The organism is Flavihumibacter solisilvae, from assembly GCF_000814475.1.
In the GTDB taxonomy this organism is placed as follows: domain Bacteria; phylum Bacteroidota; class Bacteroidia; order Chitinophagales; family Chitinophagaceae; genus Flavihumibacter; species Flavihumibacter solisilvae.
Window position 1 is genome coordinate 146,547 of the sequence record NZ_JSVC01000006.1, and the last position, 17,660, is coordinate 164,206.

The following is a 17,660-nucleotide window of genomic DNA, read 5'->3' on the forward strand; positions in this document are numbered from 1 at the left end:
TTATATGACGTATGTAACAAAGCGGCTACTGCCCTGCATCCTGCTGACCATGTTGATAGCAACACATGGTCTTTGCCAAAATAACCCGCAGTTTGATTCTTTACTGCGTAAGCAGCTTTCTGTTGAAAGTCCTGGTGGCACGGCTATCGTCGCAAAAGACGGAAAGATCATCTACCGGAAAGCCTTCGGCAAAGCAAACCTTGAGGTGAACGCAGACATGGATCCCGGTTATGTTTTCCGCGTTGGGTCGATAACCAAACAATTCACCGCCCTCGCCATCTTGAAGCTTGCCGAGCAAGGGAAACTGTCACTCGCGGATACAGTAACGCAATTTATCCCGGACTTTCCCATGCAGGGATTTGCGATCACCATTGAACACCTGCTGACACACACTTCGGGAATAAAGAACCTCACCGGGCTCGGCAGTTTCACTGCACAGGCACAACGCACAGATCATAGTCCTGCGGAACTGGTTAATCTCTTTAAGAATGAACCACTTGACTTTCCGCCTGGCACCAATTTTAGGTATTCCAATTCGGGTTATATCCTGCTGGGATTGATCATCGAAAAAGTTTCCGGGAAAAAATATGCAGACTATATCAGCGAAAATTTCCTGCAGCCGCTGAACATGAAGAACTCGTCAATTGATAACTCGTCAACTATAATTTCCGGCCGGGTTTCGGGGTACAGCAAACGAAATGCTGTGTTCAGCAACACGGGTTACCTGAGTATGACGATCCCCTACGCTGCGGGCTCATTACTGACAAATGTTGACGACCTGTTGGTATGGTATGAAGCGCTTGCGAGCCGGAAGCTGTTGAGCGAGGCGAGTTTGCAGAAGGCGCAAACTTCGCATCAGCTGGGCGATGGCAGGCAAACAGGTTATGGTTTTGGCTGGGAAACGGGGAATGTACAAGGCAGCCCGGCGATCAAACATGCTGGCAGGATCAATGGGTTCGTGACATATGCGGTCTACCTGCCTGTCGAGAAAATCTTTGTAGCGATTTTTTCCAATTGCGATTGCACAGACAACCTTGAGATCCCTGCATCAAAAATGGCCGCTATTGCAATGGATAAACCTTATCAATACACGCGGGTTGACGTTACACCTAAAGAACTGGAGGGCTACCAGGGAATCTACAAGTCGGGTAATGAAGAGAAAAAAGTATCGCTTGAAGATGGACGGTTGCTTTATTGCAACAGGGGAGGAACAAAGTCTGAGCTTATCCCTATTGGCAAGGACAAATTCTTCCTCGAGAACACGCTTACCACTTTAGAGTTTGCAAGACATGCAAATGGCCAGATCGTTTCGACTCATGTAAGCAGCTTAGGACTACCTGTTACCCTCACCCGAACAAAGGAAGAAATCAAACGCCTGGCGGTCGTAAATGTTGATGACAAAACACTCAGCAAATACGTTGGCAATTACCAGTTTTCGCCCGGGCCTCTTTTCTCAATAGTTAAAGAAGGTGGCAAATTATACGGCCAGGTGGGACAGGATAAAAAAGAGATCCTGCCATACGACCGCAACAAATTCTTCGCCAGGGAGATCGATGCAATGATCATCTTCAATTTAGACAAGAACGGCAATGTCGTAAGCCTGACGAAGATCCAGGGCGGCGAAATGGTTGCGAAAAGAATAGACTAGTTGCCGCAGATAACGAACGCAATGTGTATGTGGCTGACAGGGGTAATGATCGTATCAGGAATATTATAATTGGATAAGCACAATTGAAACCAGTTTCTACCTTAGTTTTAAGGAATGGAAAGATTAATCAAGCCTGAATATTTCCAAACCTGGAAATCCATGTCCGACATCGATATCCGGAAAGAATTTTCGGCTATCGAACAAAAGGCACTGGAGTCACACAGCTTTACTTTTTATACGTCTGTTTCCGTTATGTCATCGTCAAAAATTGAAGGTGAGCAAATGGAACTCGACAGTTACGTGCAGCATAAACTACTTAATATCGAGTATCTCCCGGAACTTACCGAAAAACCAAATGACCTTTACAATGCTTACCTGTTTGCCAAAGTGAACAGGCTAAATCAGAATAGTTTTACGAAGGCACATACCCTGATCACTGCACACTTGTTACCCGAAAACCAGAGAGGGACCGTCAGAAAAACGGAAATGCTGGTCATGGAGCATAAAACAGGCAGGATTCAATACGAGGCTGCACCATTGAACATAGTAACCGAATATTATACTTTATTGTGGAATGAAATAGATGCACTTTTAAAGCAAAACCTTACAATTGAAGAAGTATTTTATTTTGCTTCGTTTGTTCACCTGGCTTTTGTGAATATCCATCCATTCAGTGATGGTAATGGGCGGATTGCCCGTTTATTGGAAAAATGGTTCCTCGCCGAGAAACTGGGCGAAAAAGCATGGTATATACAATCAGAAAAGTACTACTACAAAAACGTAACGGATTATTATAAAAACCTGGCCAGGCTAGGTCTGTACTATGAAAAATTGGATTACGATAAGGCTATACCCTTCCTGCTTATGCTTCCACAAGCATTAACTTTTGAAAAATGAGAAGGGTCAATACCGGGCCTCATGAACCTTTAACTCGTCTAATATGAATTGCATTTTCTGCGCTTCCACGATGCCATTTTTTACGTTTTCAAATAAATCAGCATACTCATAATAGCGATAAAGACCGCAGGTTGAAACCTCCACTACCGCAAAGCCACCATGGGTAGAATATATGTCGTAACCATTTACCTTTCTCATATCCGGCATCCCGATAATGTCATGTTCCACAAACTTTAATAAAAGCTTATTCAATGAGCCGCTTAACTTCCTTTTTTTGAGACCCATACCATCCTCACAGGATTCCAAATCCGAAAATTCGTGAACATTCCCATACAGATCTTTGCCATCGTATTTAATTGAATACACTTTACGGCCGCAGGTCGTAACTGGCTCTCCCACCCAAATCCTAACCTGGAATCCGGGGACACCGTTAGACAGATCATCAAAATGGAATCTGTTAATCCACTGCGGAATTACCTTATTCAAATGAGTCTGGCGCCCGTCTTGTTCTTTTGCTACATCGCTAATAAATCCCTTATCAACTGGACAAGCGAGGGGTGGCTTGTCACATCCCAGTGCAACAACCATTATGATTAACAAATTCAGGGTTCTCATGAAAACAGGTACTTAGGAAGAATATTCAATTAATTCTAAAGAAAGCTAATTATGCTGAAGGGTGCAACACTACCCGAAGTTTTATACCTACGCGGGGATTCTCCCCGGGAAAATCACTGAGCCTACCGGGGAAATCACCCTTCCCCATCACTTTCTTCGGTTATACATTCATGATCGTCTGCACCGGCTGCCTGCCGTAATCATCATCCATAACAACTAAAATCTGAATAATATGGCCGCATCAAGTCCATACGTACCCACCAATACAATTACCGGTAAAGTAGTAGAAAAAGAAACCAGCACCGGCATAGCAAACGTAGTGGTAGTCATCTATGATTTCGATCCTGGTGGAAGACCGGAAGAAGAAATACCCGGCGCCCATCAACCGGGCGCCACCCTTGCACCACCTGTAAACGCCAACAGGCCCAACCTGGGCGACAGGCTCGGCTCTGTTCTCACCTCAAATGACGGATCATTCGTACTCAATTATTCTGAACCTGAATTCAGGAGGCAATCACCCGATGAACAACGACCTGACCTGCTCTTAATGGTACAGGCACCCGAAGATGCCGACAGTCTGCAGGAGCCCAGTATGCTGTTTGTAAGCAAAGCCCTCAGGCAAAATTCCGGCAGAATTGAATCCTATTTTATCAGGATCCCAAAGAAGACCTTGAACGATGCCGGCATCTACCCTTCCCAGTCAGGACTCGAAGTCTCAAAAAGCAAAGTGGACCGCTACACAGAAAAGAAAGACGCAGAACAGGAATACGAAAATGGGATTGCCGGTTATCATAAGACCAAAGTGGAACAGGCAGCTGCTGATAAAAAACTTTTCGCGGAACGGGTCAGGAAATCTCTTGCTACGGACACCTCTATTCAACGCGACCACCTGAAAGGCACTTTCTTACAACCAGGCGAACTGGTTAAGGATAAAGTAACTGACATTTTTACCCGGGGAATCGATACAGTAAACACCCAACTGCAATCATCGACCAGGGGAGTACCTGTCAACCTTTACCTGGGCGAGGAAGACATGGAACAACTGCAATCCTATTTTGCAAGTGCAAGCAATGGCTTTGCCACGATCCCCGAATCACTGATCCGTCCCATCCTCTACCGGGCATCCAACTCGGAAAATATCGGCACTTTACTTGCCCAGAATCCCATCGAAAAATTCAACCGGGAAACCACAACCGAAGAGCAGGATGCATTGAAAATTTTAAAGTCTCCTCCTCCGCCTCCAAATCCGAACAACGGAACAACTGGTCCCAACAATTCAACGATCCCTAACGGTTCCAACGGGCCTGAAGTTTCTCTCCTCGCCCCCTTCTCTGATCTCGACCTGAAGATCCAGCTCGCTAAGTTGCTTACCGACATGCCATCACCCGACAACGTACAACAGCCCGGCAAGATCCCATCGCGCCCTTCGATTGAAACCATCGCATCCAGCCTCGAGAACTTCAGCCTGAAAAAAGGCCCGGCCGATGTTGCGGCTTATTATGATTTCAACTCCCTGCAAATTGCATTCGATCATGTATGGCAACAACTGTTTGATGAAGAACTGATCAACAGCAGTTACTATGTAAACCAAAAAATCCAGCAGCAGACAGGGGTCAATCCCAATGCCGGTGATAAATTCGCTGTGGCGAATTTCAATGCGATCCTTACAGCATCATTTACAACTTTCCTTACACAAGTGCCCGCCAATGTAACCGCCCATTTCGATATCACCCGTGAAGAATGGAATGACCTGGAAAAATCATCCCAGGACAAACTGATGCAGATTGCAAAAAGCCTTGACGATAGCCTGATCCCCAATTTGGATCCCCAGGGACAGGGCTTCCATGTTACCTATGATGCTTTTACGAAAGCAAAGTATTTTGAGAAACTCGTTGAACAGGGCGAGCGCATCATTGACTCTGTCAGGCACGACAACTATTATTCCATGCACAAAACACTGCGGGATCTTCACCAGCGCCTGAACTCAGCCTATGAGTACACGGTATTTGCATCAGATAATAACGACTACAGCGTCAACTTCGGAGTACTCAATACTTATCGCCAACAGTGGCTTCCATTAAACTACCAGGTGGGAAAACTCTGCAGCACCAAGCCCCTTGCCCCCAAGGAAGAGAGCGAATACCATCTAAAGATCAAGCGCCATTCCAAACGCAGCGATAAAGAAGCAAGAAAGAACAACAGTACCATGACAGGTGAACAAACATCCCTGTACCGGGTAGAAGCGGATATAGTTGCGAAGGCGCAAAACAAAACCAGCTTCAATCATTCCGGCGATGGCACCTACAATATCGGCATAGCCAAAATGGATGCGAAAACTTCCTTTGGCATAGATGCGCAGGAAGAGTCAGCACAAACCCGGAAAGACTTCCGCGAATCTATCCTGAAATCAACCCAGGAATACAAGGATGAACGCACCATAGAAATCACTACCGACGCATCCACAGACATCGAATCAACCGAATCCGGCAAGATCTTCAACCCGAATGATTCCATGGCTGTTACCTATCTCTTTTACGAACTGCAGCGGCGATACCGGATTTCAGAGCAACTGTACCGCGTAATGCCGGTTGTGCTGGTTGCCCAACCTGTCCCCCAACCTCATGAAATAACAGAAGCCTGGGTAATTGCCAACGACTGGATCCTGAACCGCTTCCTGCTCGATGACAGTTTCCGCGCCACCCTCATTTACCTAGCCAATAAAAGTGTGGGTGATGACTTTGCCCTGCGTGAACTCAGGCGCAACCTTCGTGAGCAAAGAAATCTTGTACAATCCCTCAAATCAGAATTTGCCGCAGCGAGCAGCGAAGCAGACAATAAATACCGTGCGCTCCTCAACAAGATCAGTGCGCGGCTGGATGCATCATCCGATGCGAACGGCGAAGGCTTCTTTACCAATGTGGTTGCCTCTTTCGGCTATAATGATGCTGACCCGGAAACTGCCCGTGCCCGCGAACTGGCAGCGAATGACGAACACCGTTATGCCGTGGAAAAAGCGGAGAAAATATCCGTATCATTAAAACAGGAGATCACCAACCTGCATACACTCACTGCTGAGTACAATAAAGCGCTGAAGGATCACCTCGACAATGAGACCCGTGTTTCAAGGTTGCTTGTCCACTTCCGCAATAACATCCTCTATTATATGCAGGCGATCTGGAGCCTGGAGCCACCCGACCAACGCTTCCTGCGGCTACAGAAAGTGCAGGTTCCCGACCTTGTGCTGGACGGAGAAAAAACCTACAAAGTAGAAGTGGCCAATTCGATGGATGTATTCGCCATGTTCAGACCCGACGGCACCACCAAACATAAAGCTACTGTATCGGGCAAGCTGAAGAAACCATTCACCTATAAGTCGCTGGTGGAAGTTGCGGAGATCGATCAGCCACTCGGTTTCAAGGGCAACTACATCATCTTCCCGATGAAGCAGCACAATGCCCTTACCGACTTCATGGCCGCTCCTTTCATCGATGCTGCCTTTGGTGCCATGGATCCGGACCAATGGACAAATATCAACCTGGACGATTTTTCGAAGTACATTAAGAACCTCCACGATACGGACCCGGAAAAATTTGAAAAGTGGAAACCAGCTTTGCACGACATGCTAGGCCAGCTGCTGGCAGACCCTTTACGCAATGGCGACGAAGTGATCATACCATCGGGTTCACTGTACATCGAAGCCCTGCCCGCCACTCATCCCCTGCTGGAAGATTTCAAACTGCGCCATCGCGAACTCGATGTTTACAAAGTGCAGGAGGAAGTCAGGAAACTGGGACTTGAAAATCTCCGTTATGCCTCAAGGCTCATCCACAATGAACGCACGGATCCAGAAATTGAAAAATACATTTCGATCGATGGAAAAGACAATCCGCAGATTGGGATAAACGAAAACTGATCATGGAATTCACAACCAACGAGCGCGGAACCAACCGGGGACTGAATATACAGCCACCCAATGACCCGGGAAAGGATCAGCTTAACGCCACGCTCATAGAAGCTGTATACCGTGACATTGCCCATTTGTTCAATAAAAGTAAAAGTTCTATCAGCGGGTTGATAGGCAAAGCTGAAGAAGTATTTAAAAACTTTAAAAACACTAACCTTAACCAACCCCTTTCGAAATCCAGGTATGCGGAGGCATTCCTGAAGATCTACAGTTTCCTGCTGGACCAGGAGAAAAAGGCCAGGCGGGACAAAGATGGCGCATTGCTTTTTGCCTATGAAAAATGGGAAACTGATCCTTCAAAGCCGGGATCCTATACTACCAAACTGGTTGACCAGCCATGGACTCCCGCCCGGCAAAAATCGGTGAAGGAATTCGATGTTTTTAAGGAAGACAATATCAAACAATGTTTTGATTATAGCCGGAAGTTCCAGCCAGCGTCGCCCGGACAATTTGTTCCGCAGAAAATTCCCGTTGCCGCAAAAGACGTTCCTCACCCTGGCCTGCCGGCAATAAAGGATATCGTTGCGGAGGGTGAGACTTATGAGGAACAGGTTATAATGGTAAAATACGGCATCACCGAAAACCTGAAGGAGATTGTTCGTCAAAACCAGCCTGACCCGGTATTACGACTTGAAGACCTGGCACTGGCGATCCGGGAACTTTCCCGGCATAAACTGAACATGAATGAAGCCCGCCAGATTGCCAGTGAATATCTCAATAAGTATGTTGACTTACCGCAGAACTCATGGAAAAAAGATCTGCTTCGCCGCAATTACGCGGAAATAAGAAAAACGGTGAACGCTGTTACTGATCTCAAGGTCGAGATGCCGATCGAATTCGTATTCAGTAATTACTCTGCCATTAACCTCTACTTCGAATTTCATATCGACTTCGGTGAGGATTTCTTTAAAGTCATCAGTGGCAAACTAAGGAGGGAAATGAATGGGCTGTATCACTTACATAAAATAGACAACAGCCTGAAAATATTTTTCGAAACGAATTCAAGGAAAGACCTTGCGGAAGTGATCAGGTGTGTAGCCACATCCAGGTACCTGATGGTAAGCTACCTTGGAGACGAATTCCAGGACCTCGGTAAAAAGCGGGATTCCCTTGTATTCAGGGCATTTGAAGCAGCCTTGCTCGACAATGAATTCCCCAAAGCGGATAAGCAGTTTTTTCTCCAGATGGATGATACCTATTTCAGGATCCTTCAATACATAAGGGAAGATAAACTGGAACTGGCGGTGGCAGCCAATAAGGAAGTGCTTGAGAAACTAAACCAGGTAAGAAGCCGCATTTCAGCCTATGAGCGGGATAAATTAAAATGGGGCGGACGAATACTATTCCTGCTGACACTGGCCCTTGATGTACTTATCTCCTATGTTACGGGAGCTATTGGCAAGTTCCTGCCACGCGCAAACTATGTCATTAAAGCAATGTTACCCCTCATCCAACAGGAAATCCACATCCTTTCCGGGGTGCAGGACAAAAGAATGGGCGGCATGGAAATGCTGAAAGAATTCGGGATGGGTATGATCAGCCAGCGGGTAGCAAACACCGTTACACACAAGTTCAAGGAAGTGTTCAAAGTGGAGATCAACAGGTTCAATAAGCTGGTTTATGATACCGTGTTAAACAATTTTGTGGCTGCATTCCAGGAAGAGCTCATTCACCTTGCCGGGAAATCGGCCTCACTTGATGATTTTGTTGAGAATTTGCTAAAGAACATGGTCTCAGGGATTGCACATGATACTGCTGCGGGAAAAGCCATAGAAAGATCAAGACCAGCATTAGAAATCCGTATCAAGACAAATGATGCCTCCCTTCTTGCGCAACCTAAGCGGGTAGCTGAACCCGGTATAGATAACAAGCTGTCATCGGAACCACATGAAGCGGCCGCAACGCTAATAGAAGATACAGCAACTGCAACCGGGCATTCAGACCTGAAGACAAAAATTGAATTTGACATTGAGAGTGGCAAAAACGACAAAGGCATTTCGCCAAAGCCGAACCAGGCCGAACGTGCACTTCCTCCAAAGAAAAAGAACAAGCACGGGAAAAGCGGGGAAGAAGGACCGGATGACAGGACCACCGTAAGTCGCAGGGAAAGCGGGAATGCTGCCAAAGGTGGAAGCAAAGGAGGTTCGAAAAAGAAGAAAGCTAACGCTGTTGAACAACCAGTTGCGCAGCCGGAACAGAAAATCATACTTCCCATTTTAATCAATACTACAAGGAGTGGCTTCAGGCGACAACTCATTGAATTTTTCCAGAAGAACCCCAAACATCCGCTGATCGCATTATATGATAAACCCAATAATCGACTACACCCGTCAACCAAAAAAGGAATGGACGAATTTTACTGGCATGAAAACCCGCAGGCTATACAGGCGGGGCATGTTGACAGTCACAAATCGGAACTCCCCGAAAAGATCATCATTATGACAGCCTGGGAAAACCAGATGCTTAAAAGCATAATTGAAGGGAAAGGAACGCCGGCATATATGCGGGTACGCCGGGTACTATTGATTGACGGCCTTCCCATTACGGAAGAATCTGCTAAGCACCTTGTCGCATTTGGAAAACTGGAGCAGGAACACCTGGATCGTGCTGAACTCGTGGATATATTTGACTTGTAAAAATTCAGGAATCATAGACTAAATAAACAGTAGAATTGTTCAGTGCTTTATCAACCTGCAACTGGCAACTAAGGCGGATAGCAGGGTCAACAACTCCTATTTTAGCCAGCGTTGCAGGCTCATTCCTGTCACGGCCAGGGATCTCATTTGTAGCGTCCAATTTCACGATGCAAGTGGCACATCTTCCCTGCCCGCCGCATTCGCCAAAACTTTCCGGGTACAGTTTATCCCGGATAAGCGCCATAAGGGAGCGGTATTCATGCCTGTAGGTACTGATTAAATGTTCACCTGATTCTGATATTATCCTGAGGAGGATCTGCTCTTTGTTATTCATAGCTGCGCTTTCACCCAAAACTCATCTGTATAGTTTTCCTTTTCGTTCGTATGATGGATCTGCTGCAATTGCTTTCCCAGATCAGCAAGCCTGTCGCCGCTTAACACCTTCTCCAGGTGGGGGAATAACACGCGTTCTTCAAATCTTATGTGATCATCTAACGTGTTGGCTAAGGTAATGAGTTGTGCAGGATGGGCAGCAGGTGAGACAACGACGTCTATTAATCGCTTGAGTTTACCGTGTTCTGCTACGGCCTGGTTGACCAGCTTATCCTGCAGCCCCGCAAACAAAAGCGTTTCTTCTTCTTCAAAATGTTGCTCCAGGTGATTATCCCAAAAGTATTTGACATAAGCCTGGATCCGTTCAATGGAAACGCCATACTTTATACCCTGCCTTATTTTCCAGCAAAACAATAGCCCGTCGTGGTGATCCCTTGAGAGCGGGACGATATTTTCATTCCGTTTCATATCGATTATTTTATTCTGCCACTTTTGTTACCCGTTCCACCTGGTCGAATTTGGAAATGCTCAATCGCACGATGCTGTCTTTAATAGCTTTGAGGTTATGGTACACGCCCCCTTCGAGACTGACCATCATACCGGACTGCATGGGATATACTTCCTCCCCGACGCCAAACAACACTTCGCCCTGGAATACTTCCACTACTATTGGGAAAGGCGCCTTATGATTTTTCATTTCCACCCCCTCCTGCAGCGCGATCCGTAATTCCTTGGTATTTGCTGTTTCCATGAGCAGCGTCACCTGTGGCTTTTCATCATGGTAGTTGAGCTCATGTAAAATGTTTGCTGTCTTCATACCAAAGGCTTTGCGGAACTATTACGATAGTAGTCGATCTTGGAAAGAAACATGACAGCCATTTTATTCGCGCGCCACTTTGCTTCATCTGCCTTTTCGCCAATAAAATGTTCATCTATCGTCTCATGCCATAGCTTCAGCCACTTATCAAAATGTTCCTGTTCCAATGGCAACCGGGCGTGTGGCGGGAATGGACTTCCATAATATGTATAGTCTTCCAGAAGTACGGTCTGCCAGAACCGGTGCATTTGTTCCAGGTGCTCCGGCCAACGATCTTTGATAATGCCGTTGAAGATGTCGCCCAGTAAGGAGTCTGCCCTGATCTTCCCATAAAAGGTATTTACCAGCAATTGGATATCCGCCAAAGTTGTAATGTCTTTCCTGTCATTCATAACTATACTATTGTGCAATTGAAATATACCGGACCATATAATAAAGTGCCCACCCTGCAAATCCAATGATGATCAGCCATACCCACCAGGGAATGCTCTGCGGTGTTTCACTGCCCGAGATCAGGAAGGACTTCTGGTCACCTTTACCATAGGCATTGATCATTAAGGGTAACACGCCATCTACGACGGCATGCTCCTTCATTCCTTCAATGACGATGGCAGGCCCGTTGCGTACTTCGAACGGAATTTTCCGGATTCCTTCCTTACCAGCCGGGTCTTTGCTGACGATCTTCAGGACATGTGGCCCATCTGTAAGTTTGCGCGTGTCGAGCTCGAAGCTCACCGGCGCCTGCACTTCAGCGATGGGTTTTATCTCATCGTCGATGAAAATAAATATGGTGCTTTTGTCAGTCATCTTATTCATTATTCAGGATGAAGCGTTTAATATGACTACCGGATTTTTCTCCCGGGCGAATCAGCCATTTCACGGAGAAAAAAAGCGAACATAATACGATGGCTACCGTTGCCCATACGATCACATAATCCCATTGACTCTCCGGGCCTGCGCCATGTGTAATTCCTTTCAGGATCCCGCGCTGGTTGCGCTCGCAGACCGGGCAGGCAAAAATGGATGCCGTGCCCAACAGTAACGCGATGCTTAATAAGATCTTTCTCATTATTTGGCAGCTTTAAGTTTTATGAAATCCAGGATCTTTTTAATTTCTTCGGGGGTAACTTTTTTACCATTATTCCCCCAGTTGGTTCGCTCGTAATTGATGATGGCTGCAACCTCGTGTTCCGTCCATTCCATATTAGTACCTACCGCAGCCATTGCAGCATATTCCGGCCTGGCATCATAACCATTCATGATGATATCTACATACAACTCAAGGTTGTCGCCGGTAACAATAGAGCTGCCTTTTAACGGTGGGAATGCGCCGGGCAGGCCTTCCCCGTTAGCCTGGTGGCAGCTTTGGCAACTGCTGGCGAATAAGGACTTACCGTCGGGCTCGGCACTAGCCGCTCCTGTTGTTGCTTTCTTCTCTTCTTTCTTATAGAGGAAAACAGGTGTTTCTGTACCACCCGGTAGTTTGACCTGTTTCAGTGATTGCAGGTAAGCGACGAGGTAAAGCGCAGCATCGGATGCCACAACCTTCCCCTCCTTTCCCTTCGTATATGTGGCCGGTACATTCACGACAATATCAGATTTCGAAGGCTCTTTTTTGAAATCGAAAAGCCAGGGATAAGCGGGCATAATAGACTCCTTGACCACGATGCGCGGGTTATACAGGTGCACCAGGTTCCAGTCCCGGCTGGGTTGCCGGTTGCCGATGTCCGTAAGATCTGGTCCTGTACGTTCCGTTCCCATCAAAGTGGCAGTATTGCGCCAGGGATCCGTGCGGGTTACAGCTGCATAGTCTGCCGCCAGGCTTGGACGTGAGCCCCACATCTTATCCATATCCACATTCCTTACCTGCTGCGTATGGCAGGCCACACAGCCATTGGCAACGAAAATAGCTTTACCCTTTTTAGCCTGAGGACTCAGGGGTTCAGCAGCCGGCAGTGGCTTATTCTTCTCCTGGTTTCGGATAGCGGGGATTATGGCCACCAGTATGGTGAGTCCCACGAATAACCCTGCCGCGGCGCCGAACAGTTTTTTATGATTATCAAACAATTCCATTTTGTTCACGCTTTATAATTACGCAATGGGTTGTGAAGAAGCGGTTGCACCTTCGAGTTGCCGGATCGCAGTTTCCCGGATATCCACCACGGGCCGGGTTGCCATCATCCTGTAAACGTTGTAGGCGAAGAACAGGTGCGACAGCCACATCAGGGTGCCACCGATAGCGCGCCACAACCAATAAGGCGCCATCAATACCACGCTGTCGATAAATGGTTTTCCTTCCATCCATGCCAATCCTTTCAGGGTGCTGCCGTACATGAGCGGTACGGTATAAAACATCAGCCCGATCAGTGCCAACCAGAAATGCGCACCAATCGTGATCTGGGGCGCTTCCTTACCTGTGAGGCGGGGAGTTACCGCATAGATGCCTGCCCAAAGGAAGAAAGAGATAATGCCATACATGGTCAGGTGCGAATGCGCTACCGTAAAATCAGTGAAATGCCAGATCAGGTTGGTGCTGCGGAAAGCTTCTGCAGTGCCCTGCATAGAACCTGTGAAATAAAAGATGATCCCTACCAGGAAAAATGGAAGGGTGTAACTGTCGCCGACCTTATACCAGGCACCCCTGAACGTCATGATAAAATTGGTGGTACCGGCAAGCACGGGGATGGCCATGCCTGCGCTGCCAACAATTGCCAATGTTTGCAGCCACCAGGGAATGGAACTGAACACAAAATGGTGCGTGCCGATCAGAGTATAGAAAAGGATCTGTGTCCAGAATGCCAGGATCCCAAGGCTATAGGAATAAATGGGTTTGTTAAGTTGCTGGGGCAGGAAGTAATACACAATTCCAAGTGTAAAGAGCATGAACCACATCCCCACACCCTGGTGCATGTAATAACCCTGGATGATGGTTTCACCAAGCCCGTTTTGCCAATAGGGCACATAGGCCACGATGGTGATCACGATGACAAAGATGATGGAGGCGACAATATACCAGTTAGAGATATAGATCTCCTTGGTGGTACGGCGTGCAATGGTTTGCAGGAAATTGATCAGTGGCAGAGTTATACCAATGGCGAATAAAAGCATCACGGGCCACACATATTCACGGTACTCGCCGCCGCCATTATTGATGCCTGCCATCAGGCAGATCGTTCCCAGGATTATAGCCGCGTTGATCAGCCAGAGTGAGTACCAGCCGTATTTCATGTTGGCTAACTTCGTATTACTGACGCGTGGTACTACATAGTAACCTAATGCCAGCATGCCCAGTGATGCCCATCCCCAGAATACGGAATTGGTGTGCACCGGGCGCAAACGACCAAAGCTCAGCCAGCTTACATGATCTGCATCCGGCGCTACAAATTTCATCCCCAGGTATTCACCGATGGTGGTACCGAACAAAAGCCAGAAGGTAGCACAGCCCAGGTGCCAGAGGATGAGGCGGGAAAGATCAGCATCGATATACGGACGCGGGAGCGCTTTCTTCTTGGCAGCAACAATGGGAAGCTCTGCCTTTTCATTGATCTGCAATAAGCCTTTTTCATCGTCGGCAGGCAGGTTGCCGGAAAGTTCATGATGGCTGAGCCGGTATTCCGAAGCTGCACTTTGTCCTCTTAATTTGATCAATTCTTCCTCCGGTAATGAACGCAAATAAGCTGCGAGTTTGTCGGCGTCTTCGAGGTTCTGTTTCTTATTAGCAAGGTTCCGGAGGTTGATCACTTTTAGCGTCAGGAAGATGATCGCAAATAGTATCGGGATCAGTAAGAGTATGATGGTAATGATGATCCCTTTTTCACCTAAGAGCGAACCGGCAGAGGGACTACCAGTATCCTGCGCCCATGATGTTATGGGAGCCAGCGAGAAAACTGTTGCCAGTATTAAAAGTGAAACGGTGACGCCGTTACTTCGTCTTTTGAAGCTCATCAGCCTGCTGACCTGCTGACTGTCAAGCTTGCGCGTATGCGCATTCAGCATCTCGTTTTCCTCTTTGAGCGATTTTCTTTTACGGATCGACCTGATATCATTTACTTTCTGCTTCAGGAACAGTGCGGCAACAAGCAGCATCACCAGGATCACGAAAAGTCCCCAGGCCATTCCCCTGGGAGAATCAAAAGAAAAGTCAGAAGGGGTGCCCTGTTGTGCTACGGCGGACAAGGCGCCAGGCAACACAGATAAAAGAAGCAGGGCAAACCGTTTTAAGATCTTACCTGGATTCATTATTTACGTTTTAAGACAAGTTCAAATCAGGCAAACAATCACCGCTTGAGGAAGGTCATTTTCCTTTCCAGTTCTTCCGTAAACTCGCCCACTTTTGCGTTCTCCAACATGGTCTTAATATCCTTCCTAACTATTTTGAATTCATGGTGTATGGGGCATGGACGTTTTTCCGAGCATTGGTTTAAACCGAGGCCACAACCATTGAAGATCTTGTCACCATCGATCACTTCTACAATATGCGCCAGTGAGCAGTCAAGTGATTCCTGGTCCAGGTAAAATCCCCCGGTGGGACCCTTTAAGGATTGCAACAGGCCTTTCCTGGTGAGATCCTGTAAAATTTTAGCTATATAGTGTTCCGGACAATCAACTCCTTTTGCTATTTCCTTAATGCCAACCTTTTTATCATCCCGTGATTTTTGTGCGATATAAATCATGGCACGAATTGCATATTCACAGGTTTTCGAAAACATTCGGTTTATGTTTACGATGCAAAAGTAGGAATCTATTGAATAAAAGACAATTATATCTTCTATCAGATTTGTCAATTTTACGTCATGGAGTTTAGAAATGAAAACTGCTTGATACTCAAGCCTTACCGCAGAGTGACCCGGAGTTCGATGGCGGAAGAGGAAATAATAGTGGTGGGATATAGTTGTATTTATTTACTGGATGAGGACCAGTAAATTGGACTGCCCATACAGGATTTTCATGACGTCATAGAATAGGTCTATTTATGCTATTTCGCAGTGCGTTTTTGATTAAGGTGTCCTGAACAGGTTCCTGATGATAAGCATGTCCACATTTATACCAAATGCAAAATCAACTTTCCATTCATTGTTCTTGTATAGATTAAACTGGTCTTCGGTTATTGGCGACTTTTCAAACTCAAAACCAGCAGGAGCATTGAATACATTAACTTTTCCATAGTGTGCACCTACAAAAATTGCACCGCCCCTTGCAAACTCCCAATTGAACCCAAAAAACAAATTCTCCAGCGTTTTATCTGTGAACCCAACCCCGATTGCCGGAAAGATCCTTTCATAAATCTTATGGTCTTCCAGGAAATTTCGCCCTGTCAATTTGTAATTGGGAATTTCCTTTCCTTTGAACAACGATTCAATCAATACTACCGGTGAGGTATAAAATGTCGCCATTACAGTGACTACCCCCCGGTTACTTCCCTCAACCTCCTTCACAACCTTTTCTGAAGAATTCGTCGGAGACGCCACAAACTCATAAGTAGGATTCTTTAAAGTTGTATTGATCAACCCGATATCAAACGAACCATGATATACTTTCGACATCGCAATTGTATAACTCTTCAATGTCTGCGTTTCATACTCGTATTTTTGCGCAGACTGAGATTTAATGAATGTCCTTATGACATCAAACTGGATATTTGTTGTCGATGTCCGCAAAAGGAATTCCTTGGTTGCCCATTCGTAGTGGATATCTTCCTTAGCAAATAAGGACATACCCGCCTGTCCTGCATTGTTAAACACTAAAGCATCCTGGAACTCCCCTGCAGTTTGATTCAGGGAATAACTTATTGTATTGGGGTCATTCTTTGGCTGGAAATAATAAATGTGCACGACATATTGCCTGTTTGAAATTCCCTGGGGAATTGTGCTGAAGATATTGTTGCCAAACTGATCCAGGAATATATGTACATATTTTCTCCCCGAGTAGGATGTTTTCCTGTTGCCATTGGGAACCTGCAAGCCAAACTGGGTTGCAACCAAAGAAGGGTAGTCTTTCTGGATCTCCTGGATTGCACTGGTTGCAGGAAATTTCCCGCTAACGGCGCCGCCATCACCGCCATCACCTCCATTACCGCCGCCTTCCTCTCCTGTTCCTTCTTTCTTCTTAAACATGAAATCCAGGTAGGTATGCTCCGTCTTCGAATCAACGATAGCAATATTTGCGCCTCGTAAATCTTCCGTGGACGTGTATTTAAATTCCGTGCCATCATCAGTAAATTTTTTGCCGGTCGGCTTTCCGTTAATGTTGATGGAATATGACTCGCCTGTATTTTTCGGACTCTTCTTTTTTATGATGAAATCATTGATTTCAACTGCATATTCATTTACCGAGACATTGTCCGTAAACTCAACAACAGGAGTGCTGGCCGAAACCTTAACATCAAACTCTCTTGAACTTAAAAGAGTGAACTCGGTCAGCTTACGACCGGATTCACGAATCTCCAGTTTAATGTCACGCAAATCACTGAGATCCGAACATTTTAATTCCTTTCCGTTATCACACTTGAAATCACTGCAAGATTTTCCATTAGCAACCAGTGTAAATGTCTTCTGGGACCCAGCACTTTTGCATTTAATATGCAATGAAGGAACCGGGGATTTAAATGTTTCGGTAGATAGATTTTTATGGAAGTTTATCCCGCCACCATCGCTCGCGGTACTGATCTCAAATTCGATGTCCTGCCCAGACAAAATCCCATAATTCACCACCAACACCAGGGTAAAAATGAGTTTAAGCATGGTTCAAAAT

The 17,660-nt window shown here is 46.3% G+C and carries 15 protein-coding genes; 4 read left to right on the forward strand and 11 right to left on the reverse strand.

All coding sequences use genetic code 11. The annotated features are described in order from the left end of the window. Positions 1-4: 4 nt before the first annotated feature. A complete protein-coding gene (locus tag OI18_RS06265) occupies positions 5-1,648 on the forward strand; it encodes a serine hydrolase (RefSeq protein ID WP_039138098.1) in 1,644 nt (547 codons plus the stop codon). A 114-nt stretch (positions 1,649-1,762) separates the two neighbouring features. After that, on the forward strand, positions 1,763-2,545 hold the full coding sequence (locus OI18_RS06270) for a Fic family protein (RefSeq protein WP_039138100.1): 783 nt from the start codon (positions 1,763-1,765) through the stop codon (positions 2,543-2,545). Between the two features lie 6 nt (positions 2,546-2,551). Here OI18_RS06270 and OI18_RS06275 read toward each other — a convergent pair whose 3' ends face one another. Further along, positions 2,552-3,160: a hypothetical protein gene (locus OI18_RS06275; RefSeq protein WP_039138101.1), complete on the reverse strand. Its 609-nt coding sequence runs from the start codon at positions 3,158-3,160 to the stop codon at positions 2,552-2,554. A gap of 232 nt (positions 3,161-3,392) precedes the next feature. Here OI18_RS06275 and OI18_RS06280 point away from each other — a divergent pair, with 232 nt between their 5' ends. Continuing rightward, on the forward strand, positions 3,393-7,073 hold the full coding sequence (locus OI18_RS06280; protein WP_039138104.1) for a hypothetical protein: 3,681 nt from the start codon (positions 3,393-3,395) through the stop codon (positions 7,071-7,073). Positions 7,074-7,075: 2 nt separating this feature from the next. Continuing rightward, positions 7,076-9,760 (forward strand): hypothetical protein, encoded by a 2,685-nt coding sequence (locus OI18_RS06285; protein WP_039138106.1) that lies wholly within the window; start codon positions 7,076-7,078, stop codon positions 9,758-9,760. A 4-nt stretch (positions 9,761-9,764) separates the two neighbouring features. Here OI18_RS06285 and OI18_RS06290 read toward each other — a convergent pair whose 3' ends face one another. The 10 genes from OI18_RS06290 to OI18_RS06335 all read right to left on the reverse strand — a co-directional run bounded on the left by OI18_RS06290 (position 9,765) and on the right by OI18_RS06335 (position 17,650). Then, positions 9,765-10,094 carry a 2Fe-2S iron-sulfur cluster-binding family protein gene (locus OI18_RS06290; protein WP_052272933.1) on the reverse strand — a complete coding sequence of 110 codons (330 nt, stop codon included), beginning with the start codon at positions 10,092-10,094 and terminating at the stop codon, positions 9,765-9,767. Then, a complete protein-coding gene (locus OI18_RS06295) occupies positions 10,091-10,561 on the reverse strand; it encodes a hemerythrin domain-containing protein (protein WP_039138107.1) in 471 nt (156 codons plus the stop codon). Before OI18_RS06295 ends, OI18_RS06290 begins: the two co-directional genes overlap by 4 nt. Positions 10,562-10,571: 10 nt before the next feature. Further along, the gene (locus OI18_RS06300) at positions 10,572-10,910 is read right to left on the reverse strand and encodes a cupin domain-containing protein (protein WP_039138108.1); all 339 of its coding nucleotides are present in this window, start codon (positions 10,908-10,910) and stop codon (positions 10,572-10,574) included. Then, the gene (locus tag OI18_RS06305) at positions 10,907-11,302 is read right to left on the reverse strand and encodes a group III truncated hemoglobin (RefSeq protein WP_039138110.1); all 396 of its coding nucleotides are present in this window, start codon (positions 11,300-11,302) and stop codon (positions 10,907-10,909) included. Before OI18_RS06305 ends, OI18_RS06300 begins: the two co-directional genes overlap by 4 nt. A gap of 7 nt (positions 11,303-11,309) precedes the next feature. After that, positions 11,310-11,726, reverse strand: coding sequence for a cytochrome C (locus OI18_RS06310; protein ID WP_240312729.1), 417 nt, complete (start codon positions 11,724-11,726; stop codon positions 11,310-11,312). Then, positions 11,719-11,979, reverse strand: coding sequence for a hypothetical protein (locus OI18_RS06315; protein ID WP_039138111.1), 261 nt, complete (start codon positions 11,977-11,979; stop codon positions 11,719-11,721). Before OI18_RS06315 ends, OI18_RS06310 begins: the two co-directional genes overlap by 8 nt. After that, on the reverse strand, positions 11,979-12,983 hold the full coding sequence (locus OI18_RS25265) for a cytochrome c (RefSeq protein WP_039138112.1): 1,005 nt from the start codon (positions 12,981-12,983) through the stop codon (positions 11,979-11,981). Before OI18_RS25265 ends, OI18_RS06315 begins: the two co-directional genes overlap by 1 nt. An 18-nt stretch (positions 12,984-13,001) precedes the next feature. Next, positions 13,002-15,149, reverse strand: a complete 2,148-nt coding sequence (locus OI18_RS06325; protein ID WP_039138114.1) for a cbb3-type cytochrome c oxidase subunit I — start codon at positions 15,147-15,149, stop codon at positions 13,002-13,004. 38 nt (positions 15,150-15,187) lie between these two features. Continuing rightward, entirely contained in the window at positions 15,188-15,619 is a 432-nt protein-coding gene (locus tag OI18_RS06330; protein ID WP_039138116.1) for an RrF2 family transcriptional regulator, read from the reverse strand. Positions 15,620-15,907: 288 nt separating this feature from the next. Further along, positions 15,908-17,650, reverse strand: coding sequence for a hypothetical protein (locus OI18_RS06335; protein ID WP_039138118.1), 1,743 nt, complete (start codon positions 17,648-17,650; stop codon positions 15,908-15,910). Between the last annotated feature and the right edge of the window lie 10 nt (positions 17,651-17,660).